Annotated in this window: 12 protein-coding genes; 7 read left to right on the forward strand and 5 right to left on the reverse strand. The window is 67.5% G+C overall.

The window, feature by feature from the left end; genetic code table 11:
• Together VKH46_10795 and VKH46_10800 are read right to left on the reverse strand one after the other, a co-directional pair.
• Positions 1–1,023 (reverse strand): aldose 1-epimerase (locus VKH46_10795; protein HKB71321.1); only part of this gene is annotated, 1,023 nt, incomplete at its 3' end.
• 49 nt (positions 1,024–1,072) lie between these two features.
• Entirely contained in the window at positions 1,073–1,915 is an 843-nt protein-coding gene (locus VKH46_10800; GenBank protein ID HKB71322.1) for a DNA-3-methyladenine glycosylase I, read from the reverse strand.
• Positions 1,916–1,942: 27 nt separating this feature from the next.
• On the opposite strand from VKH46_10800, the gene VKH46_10805 reads away from it, so the two are divergent.
• Positions 1,943–2,764, forward strand: a complete 822-nt coding sequence (locus VKH46_10805) for an MBL fold metallo-hydrolase (protein ID HKB71323.1) — start codon at positions 1,943–1,945, stop codon at positions 2,762–2,764.
• 345 nt (positions 2,765–3,109) lie between these two features.
• On the opposite strand, the gene VKH46_10810 is transcribed toward VKH46_10805, so the two are convergent.
• A complete protein-coding gene (locus VKH46_10810; GenBank protein ID HKB71324.1) occupies positions 3,110–3,358 on the reverse strand; it encodes a hypothetical protein in 249 nt (82 codons plus the stop codon).
• Between the two features lie 59 nt (positions 3,359–3,417).
• Positions 3,418–5,709 carry a transferrin receptor-like dimerization domain-containing protein gene (locus VKH46_10815; GenBank protein HKB71325.1) on the reverse strand — a complete coding sequence of 764 codons (2,292 nt, stop codon included), beginning with the start codon at positions 5,707–5,709 and terminating at the stop codon, positions 3,418–3,420.
• 102 nt (positions 5,710–5,811) lie between these two features.
• Here VKH46_10815 and VKH46_10820 point away from each other — a divergent pair, with 102 nt between their 5' ends.
• The 4 genes from VKH46_10820 to ychF all read left to right on the forward strand — a co-directional run bounded on the left by VKH46_10820 (position 5,812) and on the right by ychF (position 9,234).
• Positions 5,812–6,453 carry an RNA polymerase sigma factor gene (locus VKH46_10820; protein ID HKB71326.1) on the forward strand — a complete coding sequence of 214 codons (642 nt, stop codon included), beginning with the start codon at positions 5,812–5,814 and terminating at the stop codon, positions 6,451–6,453.
• Positions 6,450–6,881, forward strand: coding sequence for a hypothetical protein (locus VKH46_10825; protein HKB71327.1), 432 nt, complete (start codon positions 6,450–6,452; stop codon positions 6,879–6,881). Before VKH46_10820 ends, VKH46_10825 begins: the two co-directional genes overlap by 4 nt.
• A complete protein-coding gene (locus VKH46_10830; GenBank protein HKB71328.1) occupies positions 6,881–7,999 on the forward strand; it encodes a hypothetical protein in 1,119 nt (372 codons plus the stop codon). The genes VKH46_10825 and VKH46_10830 overlap by 1 nt, the downstream gene beginning before the upstream one ends.
• Before the next feature lie 128 nt (positions 8,000–8,127).
• On the forward strand, positions 8,128–9,234 hold the full coding sequence (gene ychF, locus VKH46_10835; protein HKB71329.1) for a redox-regulated ATPase YchF: 1,107 nt from the start codon (positions 8,128–8,130) through the stop codon (positions 9,232–9,234).
• A gap of 394 nt (positions 9,235–9,628) precedes the next feature.
• Here the strand turns inward: ychF and VKH46_10840 are convergent, their stop codons facing one another.
• On the reverse strand, positions 9,629–12,442 hold the full coding sequence (locus VKH46_10840; GenBank protein HKB71330.1) for a tetratricopeptide repeat protein: 2,814 nt from the start codon (positions 12,440–12,442) through the stop codon (positions 9,629–9,631).
• A 420-nt stretch (positions 12,443–12,862) separates the two neighbouring features.
• Between VKH46_10840 and VKH46_10845 the strand changes: the two genes are divergently transcribed.
• Together VKH46_10845 and VKH46_10850 are read left to right on the forward strand one after the other, a co-directional pair.
• Positions 12,863–13,669: a zinc ribbon domain-containing protein gene (locus VKH46_10845; protein HKB71331.1), complete on the forward strand. Its 807-nt coding sequence runs from the start codon at positions 12,863–12,865 to the stop codon at positions 13,667–13,669.
• Positions 13,670–13,845: 176 nt separating this feature from the next.
• Positions 13,846–15,763 (forward strand): hypothetical protein (locus VKH46_10850; protein HKB71332.1); only part of this gene is annotated, 1,918 nt, incomplete at its 3' end.

Below are 15,763 nucleotides of genomic sequence, written 5' to 3' on the forward strand. Positions count from 1 at the left end.
CGGCGGAAGCGCGATCAGGCCCGAGTCGATTCCGCGCGCGGCGAGGTTGGCGGCGTCGGTCGTGCAAGTGTACGGCTCGATCGCGACGACGGAGCGATCGGGAGGCGCGTAGAGCACCCACTCCCGGAACTCCGGGCCCGCCGCGACGAAGAGCTCGAGGCCGCTCTCCGGGTCGCGCAGCGCGGCTTCCGACCAGCCCCGGTCGTCGCGTCGCACGCCGGTGAAGACGTCGTCGTAATGGCGCCGGTCGAGCGGCCGGAATTCCCGGAGATCGTATTTCGTTGCGTCGGCTTCGGCCGGGAGCACCCTTCCGGTCGGCATCCGGTCGACGAGCTCCCAATGGCCCGCGGCGGGCATCCGGACCTCGGATCCGGCGCGGCGTTGCGCCGGGATCGTGTCGACGACGTCGGGGAGGATCGCGCCCGGCAGGATCGCGGCCGGAAACCACGGGTGCAGGCCGAATCCGAGCGGAAGGTCCGTCTCGCCCGTGTTGTGGACCGCCGCCTCGAGATGGAGCCGGCCTTCGCGGAGGCGGTGCGTCACGACGAGCCGGCAGGGGAAGGGGAACTGGGCGGCGACGAGCGAGAACGACTCCGCGCGGAGCGAGCAGGTGACGAAGGCGCCCGCCCGGTTGGCCGCCGCCTGCTCGACGCTCCACGGCTTGTCGTCGACGAGCCCGTGGATGGCCTGCCCGGCGGCGTGGTCCCACTTCTTCGAATAAAGGTCGTGCATCTCGTACGTGTTCCCCTCGAATTCGTAGCGTCCGTCACGAACCCGGTTCGGGAAGGCGAAGAGGATCGGGACTCCGGCGGAGAAAGGGACGCGCGCGAGCTCGCTCAGCCGCTCGGGCGGCAGGACGACGTCGATGGGCGGACCGTCGAGGCCGCGCGGGACCGTCCGGAACGTCGTCGCGTTGTCGCCGAGCTGCGGAAAGACGTGCGTCTCGGCGCCGCTTTCCGAATCGGTCAATCGAAAACCGTGGAACCCGTCGAGCTGGAATTCCGAAACTTCGTAACGCGCCATGAGAGAGGGAAGAGCAATTTGCGTTCCCGGCGGCGAATGGGGCGTCGCGCTATCCGAGCTTCGCGATCTCCGCGTGCCGAAAGCACGAGACGAGGTGATCGTTCACCATCCCGGTCGCCTGCATGAACGCGTAGCAGATCGTCGGGCCGACGAAGTTGAATCCGCGGGCCCGGAGGTCCTTCGAAAGCGCCCGGGACTCGTCGGTTTCGGCAGGGACGTCGGCGAGCGTCCGGAACCGGTTGCGGATCGGCCGGCCGCCGACGAAGTCCCAGAGATAGCTCGCGAAGGAGCCGCGTTCCCGGCGGACGTCCAGGAACGCCTTCGCGTTGCCGGAGGCCGCCGCGATCTTCGCGCGGTTCCGGACGATCGCTTCATTCTTCATCAGCCGTTCCCGGACGCGCGCTCCGTACCGCGCGATCTTCGCGGCGTCGAACTCGTCGAACGCTCTCCGGAAGGCCTCGCGTTTGCGAAGGATCGTGATCCACGAAAGGCCCGCCTGGAAACCCTCGAGAATCAAAAACTCGAACAGCACGCGGTCGTCGCGGACCGGGACGCCCCATTCCGCGTCGTGGTAGCCGACGTACAGGGGATCGGTCCCGGCCCAGGCGCACCGTCGCGGGAGCTTGCTCGGGAAACCGGAGCGCGTGGCGGCCCGGCGGCTCGTCGAACGAGCGACTCGACCGCCGGGACCGCCACCCCCTCGCTGCGCTCCCGCTCCCGCGGCGCAAGTCGTCTCGCGCAGCGATGGCGCGAGACTTAGTCGCGCCGCGATGGGCCCCGCGCACTCGGGCCGCCATTGCGCTGCCGGCAGCGCGGCCAGGGAGGAATCGGGAGAACGAAGCCCGGAGAGGCGTCGCGGGAGCTTGCTCGGGAAACCGGAGCGCGTTTTCATCAGTCGGACGGTATTCTACGCGGCACGATGAACGATCTGACCGAGACCCGGATCCGCGAGAACATCGCCGTCCTCACGTTGGGCGGCGAGGAGATGACGACGAGCTGGGGCGCCAACTGCACCGCGATCGGGGGCGCTCATGCGACGCTCGTCGTCGATCCCCTGATCGCGCCGGCGCACGCGCGGGCGGTCGAAGAGGCGGTCACGCGGATTTTCGCGGCGCCGGTGCGGTGGGTCGTGCTGACGCATCATCACACCGATCACGCGCTCGGCTCCTCCTGGTTCGCGCGGAACGGGGCGACGGTCGTCGCGCACGCCCAATGCCGGCGCGGGATCGAGACGTTCCATCCGGCGATCGTCGCCGAGCGGAAGCGCGACCCGGCGCTCGCCGGGCTCTTCGCCGACGCGGAGTGTCTCCCTCCCGCCCTGACTTTTTCCGGAGAGCTCACGATCGACCTCGGCGGCGTCGGGGTTCGGGTGTTCCACACCGGCCACGGACACACGGCGGGAGACGCGGCCGTCCATGTTCCCGCGGAATCCGTCGTCGTGACCGGAGACCTCGTCTCGAACGGGTATCACGTCAACTTCGAGGACGCCTCGCTCGAGGGCTTCGAGGCCGGCCTCGAAAGGCTGCTTTCGATCGGCGCCGCGACGTACGTCCCCGGGCACGGCGCGCCGGGAGGAGCGGAGATCGTGGAAGCGGAACGGAAGTACCTGACGCGAATCCGCGAGCTCGTCCGCGAAGACGGATCGGGAGCGGAACGGGTCGAGCGCATCCGCCGCGCCTTCCCCGGCTTCCTCCTCGAAATGGTCCTTCCGGACACGGCGCGGCGGTTCTCGGCGCCCTAGCCGGTTGCTGAAAAAGGGTCCGTGGCGGGGTTGCGAGCGCCGCCGGCTCGAACGCAAGACGCCGTCGCGAAGACGATGCCGATTGCATCGTCCAGCGACGGCAACGCCGCAGGCGGGCCGGCGCCGCCGCAACCTTTTGGTGGAGTGAGTCTTGCCGTTCGCCTGTCATCACGTCCGGCGCGACACGACGCTTCGCCTCGAGAGCCGCGCGGTAGTGCGAACGATCGGCAAGACTCGCGACACCCCGCTCGGATTCCCTTTTTCAGCAGCCTGCCAGGTCACCGCCGAGGCTCCCTCACCCGGCGCGCTCCGCGCGCCGGCCTCTCCCGCCGGGAGAGGCGGGTCCTATCCGAGCGCTTTCTTCTTTTCCTCGAGCTCCCGCTTCGCCGACTCGAGCGCGGCGCGCCGGTCCGGATTCGTGGTGCGCGCGAGCTGCTCGGCGATCCGCGCGAGCGACAGGTCGATCGCGTGGCGCTCCCCCCGAAGCCGGGTGTCGGCGCGCCGGGCGGCGTCGGAGACGGCCGAGCGTTCTTCCCGGGCCGATTCCTTCTCCGCCGGGAGGTCTTCCTCGCTTTTTCCCCAACCGCGAGCCATCTCCGCTCCTGAACCTACGATACGCCGTCCCGGCGCGGGCGCAAGTCCCCGGGCGGTCTCTACCTCGGAGCCTTCCCGAGCCCGGCGGCGATATCGGCGACCAACGCCGCCTCCTTCTCGATCACCCCGGCGACTCGGGCGACCTCGCGCTCGGCGAGGTCCCATTTCTTCTGCTCGACGGCCTCGCGCACGGCCGGCAGCGTCTTGACTCCGTATCCCGTGTAGAAACCGGGCGCATACACCTGGTGCCGGAACCACGGGCGGCCCGGGAGGCCCGCGTCGGAAAGCAGCGTCCGTTCGGCGCGTTTCAACTTCTCGTTGGCCGCCGCGAGAATCTCCGGGCGCGCTCCCGCGGCGAGCGCGGCGTCGAACGCCCGGTCGAACGCCTTCGCCGCGTCGGCGAGCTTCGCCTGCGCGTTCTCGAGCGGAGCGAAACCGATCACCGGAGGGACCGGCGCTTCCTTCGGGGCGATCGTCGGCCGCCGCGGGTCGTCGATGGCGGCAAAGACACCCTCCTCGATCTCGCGGTTCTTCTCGCGCACCTCGGCGCGCTCCTTCTCGGCCTGGCGGCGGATGTCGCGGATGTAGTGAGCGACCGCCTCGGAGAGCGCTTCGAAGTCGAAGGGCAGGAGGTCCGCGCCGGCCAGGCGGAGCACCGCGGTTCCCGCGGCTTGCGCGAGCGCCCGGCCGTACACGAAATCACGGTCCGAGAAATGGGTGTACCAGAAGAAATCGTCGTAGATCGAGTGGTAGATGCCGCCGTCGTCCTCGCCGTCGAACCCGACGTTCGCGGAAGCGATTCCGAGGTGGTCGATGAATACCGTGTAATCGGATCCGGACCCGAGCGCGTCCACCGGATTCTCTTTCCGGCCGCGGACCTCCTCCGGGGTGGGCGCTTCCTCCGAATCCCGTTCCCCCGCGCGTTCCCGCCGCGCCGCTTCGGAGATCGCGCGCCGCCGCAGCCGCTCGGCGATCGACACCCGGCTCTCGGGGTCCGTCACGGATTCGGCCACACCCTGGAAAAAGCGCTGGAGACTGTGCGATGCGCCGGCGTTCCAGAACCCGCGCGCGTTCGAGTCGGAATTGATGTAGACGACGGCCTTCCGGGAAAGCTCGTCCGCATGCGTCTCCGCCCACTCGGTCGAGCCGAGGAGGCCCGGCTCCTCGCCGTCCCACGCGCAGTAGACGATCGTCCGCTTCGGCCGCCACCCTTTCTTCCAGAGATCGCCGAGCGCGCGCGCCTCCTCGAGCATCGCGGATTGGCCGGAGATCGGGTCTTCGGCGCCGTTGACCCACGCGTCGTAGTGATTGCCGCGCACGATCCAGTCGTCCGGGAATTGCGCGCCCCGGAGGGTCGCGACGACGTCCCGGACGGGCTTGACGTCCCAGTGAGACTTCACGCGCAGATGGACCGTCGCCGCTCCCGGCCCGACGTGGTACGAAAAAGGAAGCGCGCCGCGCCAGCCGTCCGGCGCCATCGGCCCGTCGAGGCGCCGGAGCATCGGTTCCGCGTCGGCGTAGGAAATCGGCATGACGGGGATCTTCGTCAAAGTCTTCGCTTCCGAAAGCGCCAGGCGCTTCCCGCCCGGGACCGATCCCGTGCCGGGAGTTTCGGGATCGCCCGGATAGAGCGGCATGTCGGCGACGCTCCCGCGCTGCACGCCGTCCGGCGGCCGGAACGGCCCCTTCGGGAAGACGTCTCCTTCGCGGTAGCCGTCCTCGTGCGGGTCGGAATAGATGATGCAGCCGACGGCGCCGTGCTCGGCCGCGACCTTCGGCTTGATCCCCCGCCACGAATGCCCGTAACGGGCGATCGCGATCTTTCCGGCGACACTCACCCCGAGCCGGTCGAGCTCCTCGTAGTCGGCCGGGATTCCGTAGTTGACATACACGAGCGGCGCCGTAACGTCGCCGTCGATCGAATAGGCGTTGTAGGTGGGGAGTTGCTCGGATTTCTGACTCGAAGTCGGGTCCTCGGCAACCGCCGGCTCCGCCAGCTTCGCCGTGAACTGCACGGGCGCGGTCATCTCGAGGATCCGTTCGGAGGGCGTGGGGAAGAGGACGTCGAAGGTCTCGATCTTCGCGTCCCAGCCGAAGCTTCGGAACCGATCGAGGATCCATTCGGCATTGATCCGGTCCTGCTCGGACCCGGTGTGGTGCGGGCGCGCGGAAAGCGTGCGCATCGTTTCGCGGATCGTGTTCGGATCGATCGCGGAGCGGAACGCGGTCTCGCGCGCGGTCTCGTCCGCCGCGGAGCCGGCGAGGAAGCCGCGGATCGCCGACTTCTCGTCGGCGCGCGCCGCCGCGGCGAGAAGGAATACGGCCATCAGGACGGTCGGGAGACGTTTCATCGGACCTCCAAGTTGTGGCGGAAGCATAGCAGCGGAATCAAGCGATCCGGGTGACCGTCGGGCATCGGCGGAGGCCGAATTATCGCCGATCGGCACTTCGAAATGACAAACGGTGGACTCTCGGGCGTCTCTACTACCATGATCGCCATGACCGACGAGATTCCCCGAAGTCCCGCGGGGAAGATCGTGGACGCCGCTCCGGCGGGGGACGCCGGTGTTGGCCTCTGGCGACGACTGTTCTCGGAGCTGGCGAGCGGCCGGACTTCCGCCATCGAGGAGCTCTACGACGTCTGCTCACGACAGGTCTTCGGGCTCGCCGTCTGGAGGACGGGATCGATCGAGGACGCAAACGACGTCGTCCAGGAGCTCTTCGTCAGGCTCGTCCAACGACGCGGCGATCTTTCAGGGGTGGCGAACCCCAGGGCATGGCTGCTTTCCGTCGCGCGCCGCCTGGCGGTCGACGTGACCCGGCGAAAGAAACGCCGGCCGACGAGCTCCCTCGAAGATTGCCCTTTGCTCGTCGCGGCGGAAAACGATCCGGGACGCGCGATCGACGCCGCCCGGGCGTCGCGTTGGATGGCCGCGCTTCCTTCGGCGCAGCGCGAGGCGATCTACCTGCGGCACTTCGCCGATTGCACGTTCGAGACGATCGGCGACATCACCCACGTTCCGACATTCACGGCCGCGAGCCGCTACCGGCTCGGGATGGCGAGGCTTCGCAAACGCATGGGAGAAGAGAAATGAGAGACGATCGCGACCCCCTCGACGGCGCCGGGCCTCCTTTGCCGCCGGCGGAGCTGCGCGCCCGGGTGCTCGCGGCCGTGGGTCCGGTCCTTGCGCGCGAGCCTGTCGGCCGATGGACGCGGATCTGGCAGAGCCGGCCCTTGAGGATCTCCTGGGCCGCCGCGATGGCTCTTCTCGCGCTCGCGCACGTCGCACTTTCGCTGAGGGCCCCGCGCCGGGAAGGACCTCCCGTCGTGGCCTCGGTTCCCCGTGACAACGAACGGGCGGCTCGACCCCGCCACGAGCCGGAGCTCGCTCGCGCGATCTCGCTTCCGCGGATCGATCCCGACGACGAAGCCTGGACTGCTCTCTTCGAGGAAGCGGGTACCGACGAAATCGGCCATCGACGGCATTCCGTGAGGCCGCCCTCCGGAAAGGAGAAATCATGATGACTTCCCAGGATCGCTCGTCTCTCGGAAAGCTCGCTGCCGTGGTCTCGATGACCGCCGCACTCGCCGTCCTTCTCGGGGTCCGGCTCGACCGGCGCGGCGGGACGGCAGAGGCGCATCCGCTGGCGATCGGGGGCGCGGTCGTCCCCGATCCCGCGCCGATCCGGATGGCGGCGCTCACGTTTCCGTGCTGGGCATGCAGTCAGTTCTCGCTTTCCTGGCCGATTCAATTCAGAACCGACCTCGACCTGATCGCTCCGCTCGGAACGGGGACGGAGAACGCGGCGAGGTGGTTCGCGGACTTTGCGAAGCCGAACGGTCGACGCTCTCGCGAAGGGGACGCGGCGATGGACCGTCGAGTCGAAGGCCCGAACGATGTCGGAAAAGTCCTGCCTCCGGAGGATCCGCTGCTGCGCGAGGCCGAGCCGTGGTGCGATCAGGCGACGATGCGCTTCTATCCGGACGTCTTCGCAACGAGGGGGACCGACACCCAGATTCCGAACCTGCTCCTCGCGCTCGCGTTCGCAAGGTCGTGGGTGGCGCGAGGCGAGGCGTCTCCCGATCCGGAGCGGGCGATGGAAGATTTCCGCCGAGCGATCCGGCTCGGGCGGCTGCTCCGGCAGGACGACACCATCCTGATCAGCGATCTCGTCGGCCTGGCGGCGATCCGCATCGGCACCGAGGGGATCTACGATCTGGCCCGCCGTCGGGGAGACATGAAGCTGGCTCTCGCGGCGTCCCTGGTCCTGGGCGAAGCCGCGCCGCAAAGGTTTCGCACCGCCGAGCAGGTGACGCGGATCGACGTCATGCCCTACCTTTCCGGACCCGACCCGTCGCACGTCACGCTCGCGCTGCCGGACAAGAAGCTCGACGAGATCGTCACGGTCGCGACGAAGGATCCCGACCGCAGATTCCGTTTCGAGTCGATGATGTCTCTGAACATCGTTCGGTTCCTGGGAAAGCCGGCGCAGCGGGAGAAGGCGGCCGAGACGCTCGCGTCGCTCGCGAAGTCGGACGATCCGATCATCGTGAGCCAGGCCGAATGGGCGGGAGACACGCCTCCGTCGCCGGACCGGTTGGAAGCGCCCTTTTCGGACAAGCTCCACCCGATGAGGTGAGGGGTCAGGAACCGCCGCTCGGGCGTGCAGGGCTCCCTCACCCCCGCCCCTCTCCCGCCGGGAGAGGGGTTTGCCCGCGATGCCGAAGCGTCAGGGTGACGCAGAACGCGTGCTATCTTCCCCGCCTCATGCTGCGCGCCGGGATCGTGGGACTGCCCAACGTCGGGAAATCGACGCTCTTCAACGCGCTGACGAAGACGCGCAAGGCCGAGGCCGCGAACTACCCGTTCTGCACGATCGACCCCAACGTCGGGGTCGTGACCGTTCCCGACGAACGGCTGGAGCCGCTCGCGAAGATCGTCAAGACGCAGGTCCTGATCCCGGCGACGGTCGAGTTCGTCGACATCGCCGGCCTCGTCGCGGGTGCGTCGAAGGGGGAAGGGCTCGGCAACAAGTTCCTCTCGCACATCCGCGAGGTCGACGCGATCGTCGAGGTCGTCCGCTGCTTCGAGGACAAGGACATCATTCACGTCTCGGGGAAAATCGACCCGGTCGCCGACATCGAGACGATCACGACGGAGCTCGTCCTGGCCGATCTCGAGACCGTCGGCAAGGCGCTCGAGAAGGCCGAGCGGCTCGCCAAGGGGAACAACAAGGAGGCGAAGGCGGAGGCCGATCTCGCGCGGCGGATGCAGGCGCATCTCGACGCCGGACGCCCGGCGATCGAGTTCGATTTCGGCCCCGAAGATCGCGAGATCGCGGCGAGGCGCTGGTTCCTCCTGTCGATGAAGCCCACGCTCTTCGCCTGCAACGTCGCCGAGTCCGACCTCACCAACGCCGAGAAGCTCCCGGCCGTGCAGGCGGTCATGGAATTCGCGGAGCGGCACGCCGGGAGCGAGGCGATCGTCATCTCCGCGCAGATCGAGGCGGAGCTCTCCGAGCTCTCCGACGCGGAGGCGGCCGAGTACTTGAAGTCCCTCGGCGTCCTGGAGTCGGGTGTCGGGCGGCTGATCCGAGCGACGTATCACCTGCTCGGCCTTCGAACGTTCCTGACGGCCGGCGAGAAGGAGGTCCGCGCGTGGACGATCCACCAGGGGGACACCGCCCCCAGGGCGGCCGGCGTGATCCACTCCGACTTCGAGCGCGGGTTCATTCGCGCGGAGACGGTCGCGTACAAGGACCTGATCGACACCGGATCGATGGCGGCCGCGCGCGAAAAAGGGATCGTCCGGCAGGAGGGGAAGGAGTACGTGGTGCAGGACGGCGACGTGATGCTGTTCAAATTCAATGTGTGAGCGGCTCCGGGCCGCTCACACATTGAATTCTCGCGGGCGCGGCGATGCATCGAGGCGGACGGGCGCGTGCCGCCGGCCGCCGCCACGACGTACGCTCGCCGGTACGCCTTAGGCGACGACCGGCGACCCGCATCCCGTCGGCCTCGCGCCTCACCGCGCCTCGTCGTTCGGTCAACTGAAGTGGTCTTCGCCGCCGAGGTTCGGCTGGCGCGGACCATCCATCGAGCCCTCCGTGCGCGAACGGCCCACCCGCGGCCGCAACGTACTCCCCGGTACGCCGCGGCCCCGGAATGCCCCGGCGGGCTCTCGGCTGGCCACGCCGTCGGCGCTCGCATCTGGCCGCTTTCTTCCCGCGCATTCAGTAATACAAGAAAACCGCCGGCGTCGGATCGGCCTATCGGGACGAATCGTTGAGATTCTGCGCCTCGGCAGCGACGAGGCCGAAGCCCCTGTCGCGGGATTCCTTCGCGAGAATCCGGAGCTGCCGGTAGCCCTCCTGCTTTCTTCCGGCGAGGATTTCGATCTCCGCGCCGGCGCGGCGAGCCTCGAGAATGTAGAAGAGCCATCCGGACTTTCCGGCTCGATCCTGGAATTCCGCAGAGAGCCTCCGCGCCGCGCCCAGGTCCCGCGCCTCGGTTTCGACTCGAACGGCCTCCAGGAGAACGGCAAGATTCGCGCCGTTCTGGTGGTTGTCTTTCAACAGGGTTCGAGCCTTCTCGCAGAGTGACCGGGCTTGGGAGGCCCTGCCCAAACCCAGATCCGCCCGCGCCTCTTCGGCGAGCGCATTCGCTCCGTTGCCGGTTTGCCGCAAATTTGCGAAAACCCGGGCCGCCTCTGCCGCGAGCGGCGCGGCCTCCGCGTAGCGCCCTTCGGCGTCGCGGAGAGTCGCGATCAGCATCTGCGATTCCGCCGCCTTGTCTTTGATCCCCAACTTGCGTCTTCCGGCGAGGGCTTTCTGATAATGGGTCTCCGCCTGCGAAAGGTCGCCTTCGTCGAAAAACACGTTTCCGAGGTCGTTCTCGTGCGTCGCTTCGGCGTCGGGGTCCCCGAGTTTTTTCGACAGCGCGAGCGCGCTCTCGTAATTCCTGCGCGCTTCGTCGAGACGCCCCTGCGCCAGAAACGTGTCCGCGAGAGAGGCGAGGCCGTAGGCGAGATCTCCATCGTCGTCGATTCTTCGGCTGATTGACACGCCCTCTTCCTGGAGCGCGAGCGCACGTTCGAACTGACCCTGATCCGCCAGGACGTTGCCGGTGGCCGTCAGACCCCACACGATTCCCCGCTGGTCGGCGATCTCGCGATAGATCGCGAGAATCTGACGACCCTCGTTGAGCGTGGAGTCGACGTCGCCCCGAAGCCAGTCGATGATCGCAAGGTCGCTCAGAGCGTGCGCTTCGCCCTTTCGGTTGCCGGTCCGCACGAAGGTCGCCTCCGCCCGCCGCCAGAGGGTTTGCGCATCGTCGTATTTTCCTTCGTCACTGGTCGCGTTGGCGATTCCGATCAACGCCTCGGCTTCGCCGTTGCTGTCTCCGGCGCTCCGAAACAGCTCCGCCGCCGTCTCGTAAGCTCGCCGACCCCGAGCCGTGTCGCCGAGACTCCTGAGAGCCGCCGCCTCCCGGAGCCGGCTCTCGGCGAGCAGGAGCGCCGAACCGTTCCGCCGGGCCTTCGTCGCCGCCGACTCGGCCGCCGAGAGCTCGTCCCGCCATTTCGAGAAAGCGTCGAAGGCGTCGGCCCGCGCGAGGTCGATCCGGGGGTCGTCGCGTGTCGGCGCCGGCAGCGAGGCGAGCGAGGACAGCGTCCCGAGCGCCTCCCGGGCGCGGCCCCCCGCCACCTGCACCGAGACGAGCCGAAGGCCGGCTTCCAGATCGTCGGGGTGCGAGCGGAGGATCGAGGCGTCCAGACTCTCGGCGCGAGACCACTCCTTGCGGGTCTCGGCGAGACGCGCCTCCGCCGCGGTACGGGCCGCCGGCGATCCGCTCGCGAGCCGAAAGGATTTCTCCGCCTCCCTGCGCGCGTTCTCGTCGTACCCCAGAGCCGACCAGGTCTCCGAGAGGGTCTCGTGAGCCGGCCCGAAGTCCGGCTCGGCCCGGATCGAGGCCTCGAGGAGCGGCTGCGCGGCGAGGGCGTCGAATGCCCGGAGCTTCGCGAGCCCGGACGCGTAGAGACGCGCGGCCTCTCGATCCTTCGGAAGTGAAGCGGCGATGCTGCCGGATTGTGAAGAAGACGTTGCCTCGAGGCCGAGCCGCGATCGAAGGCTGTCGCCGGCCGAGGCCACGAGCTTGAAGAGATCGCTTTCATTTCCCGTTTCCGTCACCGTGGCAAGAGACTCGCCGGTCGAGGCATCCTGGAGAACCATGTCGAATCGAACCGCCTCCCCGGGGGTCGAGGAAATCGCGACGTAGGAGCCGGAAAGGACGAAGTCGGCGCCGAGACTCGTCCGCAGCTTCGAGAGACTTTCGCGCGAAAGCGTCCCGGGCGAGGTCGGGAAACGTGCGCCCGCGATCCGCACGACGTTCTCCATCGGGACGAGCCTCAGACGCTCTCCGGCAGCAAGCTCGGCCGACATCATCTCGGAGACCGCCGTCGAGAGCCACTCGGCGTCGGATCGGCCGGAGAGGTTCTTGAACCCGAGCACGGCGACCGACCGGCGGACTGGGACGGCGGCCGTGGCAATCCGTGTGGAGGATTTCCGCCGAGCGCCCGCGCTCCGATTTTTCATCCAGAAGATCGCTGGAACGAGGACTACCGCCAGAATCGCCGCCGCGGCGATCGCGCGCCCGCGCCGGCTCTTCCTCTCGAGCGCGACGATCGGCGCCGGAGTCGTTTCTCGATCCACGAGAGACGGCTTCGGCGACGTCGGGGCCGCGGCCGGAGGAGGAGATTCCGCGATCCGGCGCACCGATGCGACGAATCGGTATCCGGCCTTCGGAACGGTCTCGATATAGCGATTTTCTCCTTCCGCTTCGCCGAGCGCTCTTCGAATGAGCCAGATGTTCTTGGTGAGGTTGCCCTCCTCGACGGCGGTTCCCGGCCACAGGGCCGCCATCAGCTCACCCTTCGTCACGACGTGCCCGGCGTTTTCGACGAGGAGCCGGAGCGTGTCGAAGACCTTGGGCTGAAGAGCAATCGATTTCCCGCCGTTCAGAAGGCGGCGCTCGCGCGCCTCCAGCCGAAACGGGCCGAATTCGTAGAGGCCATTGGAAACATTCAACTTATCTGCTTCACCCATTTTGCGGGCCAGAAAAAATCCAGCGAGAACCTATGGAAACTCCCAAGACGAATTATTCCACAGAGGCCATCGTGCCCGGCAAGGGAAGGGGGGACCGATGTTCAGCGCGTACGTTCACGCTTCGCTCGAAGCCTTCCGTGCGAATCGCAAGAGCCGCATCTTCGAAGCCGGCGGGATCCCCCGAGACGCCGAGAGTCCGGGGGAGCGCCGCATCGAGACCATCATCGCGATTGTCGCCGCGCTTTTCCTGCCCGGCATTGCCGGCGCCGCCGGCGTGTATTTCGCCCGAAACCTGCCTCTGATCGAACGGAAACCTTCCCCTCCGACGATCCGTTCGTTTCTTGTTCCGAGGGCCGTGAATTTCGGAGAGGACTTCGAAAGGTCGAGGGAGGGGAGGCTCCGATGAGCACGTGCCCGAGTTGCGGCTTCCCGCAGGTGGGAAACGAGACCTTCTGCTCGAATTGCGGGACACGCGTCTTCGGAGCCGCCCGGCCGGGGGGAGCCGTCGTCGGCTCCGACCGCCGGTTCGAACGCCGGTTCTACCTCGGCGCCAGCGTCGCCTTCCTGGCCCTGGTCTTGTGGACGTTCGCGCGCACGTTTTACCTGAAGCCGTTCTTCCACACGCCGTCGTTGCCGCTCTTGCTCCATGTCCACGGCGCGGTGATGACCGGGTGGGTCGTTCTGCTCGTCGTCCAATCGGGCCTCATCGTGGCCCACAAGGTCCGGTGGCATCGGCGGGTGGGCGTGTTCGGCGCCGTGTGGGCGGGACTGGTCGTGGTCTTCGGCTCCGTAACGACACTCCATGCCGCCGCGCGCGAAGTCCGCAACCACACCGCTTTTGCCGGCTCGCAGATCGTGATCACGAGCCTCGACCTGGTTCAGATGGTGCTGTTCGCCGGTCTGGTCGGCCTCGCGGTCCGGCTGCGCCGCCGCACCGACTATCACAAGCGGCTGATGCTCTTGACGATCGCCTGCATGCTTCCGGACGCGCTCGCGCGTCTTCCGGTTCACTTCATGACGAATCTCCTGATCCTCCGCGGGCTCGACGGATTCGTTCTTCTCTGCCTGGCGATCGACACGCTCCGCCATCGCCGGCTGCATCCGGCGCTCGGCTGGGGCGCTCTGGTGATCTTCGCGGCATTTCACATCGCGTTTCACTTCGTTCAGACGCCGGCGTGGATCGCGCTCGGAAGCCGGATGTTGTCGTGAGCGAGCTCGAGCTCGGTCGACAGATCCTGAATCTGGGCCGAGGAGGAACAAGCAAGGGGACTGGAGAAATCTGCCGGCCGTGGATGCGCTTCGCGGCTCGGCTGGTGTCGCGGACGAAGAGTAAAGGGCCCCCGATGACGTTCGTCGGGGAACGAAGGAGGAAGGAGAGGGTGGTTATGAAGAGGGCATCGGGAATCGGGAGATCTTTTCTTGCGATCGCCGTCCTGTTGACGGCCGTTGCCGTCGAGGCAGGATTTCAAACGACCGAGACGTTCCTGCCGGCGGTGGGGAGGGTCCCCGGGAAGGACGGCGCGGAGTTCTACACGACCGTCTGGACGACGAACCTGACGGGCGCCCCCGTTCACTTCACGTTCGACTTCCTGAAGGCGGGACAGCCCAACCCCAACCCCGCGAAGTTCACCGACACGCTCTCCCCGGGAGAGACGAAAGTCTACGAGAACGTCGTCGAAACGAAGCTCGGCCTGACCAACGCCCTCGGAGCGGCTCGGATCGTCTCGGACGGCGCGATCCTCGTCGCCGAGCGAATCTACAACCAGGCGGCGGGAGACGATCTGGGCAAAACGGAGGGGCTTTTCTTCGCCGGCGTGCCGAGGAGCTTCTCGATCTCGGCGGGACAGTCCGCGTCGATACAGGGGATCAACCAGGGCGGGTCGGAAGACTTCCGGTACAACTTCGCACTCGTCGAGACAGGGGGAGGATCGCCGACCGTCAACGTCCAGGTCTTCGACGGCGCTGGTGCCTTGCTCGGCCAGAGGGCCTTTCCGCTCGGCCCCTACGAGCAGATCCAGCCGGGAGTGGGAGACGTCGTCACCGGCATTCACACGACGAACGCCCGGATGACGGCGACGGTGACGTCCGGGACGGGTTCGGTCCTGATCGCCGGTGCGCAGGTGGCCAACGAGTCTCAGGATTCCTCCGGCTTCGAGATGAGCTTCCGGGACGATCTGCTCGGAAATGGGGGAACCGGCGCGGGGGTAACAAGCCTGAACGGGTTGACGGGTGCTTTGAAACTCACGCCCGGATCGGGAATCTCGATCACGCCGTCGGGGAACGCGATCTCGATCGCCTACACGGGAGGGGGCGGAAGTGGCCTGACTTCGGTGACGCACGATTCCAGCCTGGCCGGCGCCGGGACGGGGTCTTCGCCGCTGGCGATTGCGAACGGCCAGGTCGTCCGGTCTCTGAACGGATTGCACGATACCGTCACGCTCGCCGCCGGTTCGAACGTCACGCTCACGCCGTCGGGATCGACGATCACGATCGCGGCCTCCGGCGGCGGTGGCGGACTGACGCTGCCGTTCACAGGCAGCACATCAGTTTCCTCCCCGGCTTTCCAAGTCACCAATCAGAACACCTCGGGGTTTTCGATCGTAGGCAATCTCGGAAGTCCGAGCAGCCTCAGTAACGCCCCCAACCCCGCAGGAGTCCTGGGCAATTCCGCGACGCACGTGGGCGTTTGGGGGCAGAGTGACAACGACGACGGCGTGGTCGGCGTCAGCGACAAGGCCGAGGGCGTTGTGGGATACACGCACGCGGGCTCGGGCGATGGCGTGTTCGGCTGGAATCTGGCGAGCTCCGGTGGCGGGGCGGGAGTGGAAGGTTCGGGCGATGGCAGCGTCGTGGGAGTTCTCGGAGACTCGGTCACGGGGTTTGGCGTCGTGGCGCAATCGGGAGGAACCGGGTTGGACGGCTCCGCGCTGCGGGCGCAGGGCAATGGAATCGCCATTTACGCGACCAACAACAGCACCGACTCGGCGATGGTCCTCGGCAATGGCAACTCTGGCGGATGGCTCATCAAGGGCTTTGGCGGGGGGTCCGTCAGCCCTCAATTCGCCGTCAATTCGGCCGGCGCCGTCACCGCGGCCTCGTTCAACGGCAACAGCAATGACTTCGCCGACCGCCTTCCGTCGGAATCCGGGCTCGAGCCGGGAGACGTCGTGGCGATCGGCTCGGATGGAAAGCTGCTCCGGACGACGAAAGCCAACGAGGCCGACGTGGCGGGGGTCTTCTCGACGCAGCCGGCGATGATCGCGGGCCTCGAGAAGGAAGGCGCGCCCCAGGTTCCCCTTGCCG

The organism is Thermoanaerobaculia bacterium (assembly GCA_035260525.1).
Taxonomy (GTDB): Bacteria; Acidobacteriota; Thermoanaerobaculia; order UBA5066; family DATFVB01; genus DATFVB01.

Coding starts and splice junctions, on each gene's coding strand:
- VKH46_10800 (HKB71322.1), bottom strand. CDS start 1,915: ATGAAAACGCGCTCCGGTTTCCCGAGCAAGCTCCCGCGACGCCTCTCC.
- VKH46_10805 (HKB71323.1), top strand. CDS start 1,943: ATGAACGATCTGACCGAGACCCGGATCCGCGAGAACATCGCCGTCCTC.
- VKH46_10810 (HKB71324.1), bottom strand. CDS start 3,358: ATGGCTCGCGGTTGGGGAAAAAGCGAGGAAGACCTCCCGGCGGAGAAG.
- VKH46_10815 (HKB71325.1), bottom strand. CDS start 5,709: ATGAAACGTCTCCCGACCGTCCTGATGGCCGTATTCCTTCTCGCCGCG.
- VKH46_10820 (HKB71326.1), top strand. CDS start 5,812: ATGACAAACGGTGGACTCTCGGGCGTCTCTACTACCATGATCGCCATG.
- VKH46_10825 (HKB71327.1), top strand. CDS start 6,450: ATGAGAGACGATCGCGACCCCCTCGACGGCGCCGGGCCTCCTTTGCCG.
- VKH46_10830 (HKB71328.1), top strand. CDS start 6,881: ATGACTTCCCAGGATCGCTCGTCTCTCGGAAAGCTCGCTGCCGTGGTC.
- ychF (HKB71329.1), top strand. CDS start 8,128: ATGCTGCGCGCCGGGATCGTGGGACTGCCCAACGTCGGGAAATCGACG.
- VKH46_10845 (HKB71331.1), top strand. CDS start 12,863: ATGAGCACGTGCCCGAGTTGCGGCTTCCCGCAGGTGGGAAACGAGACC.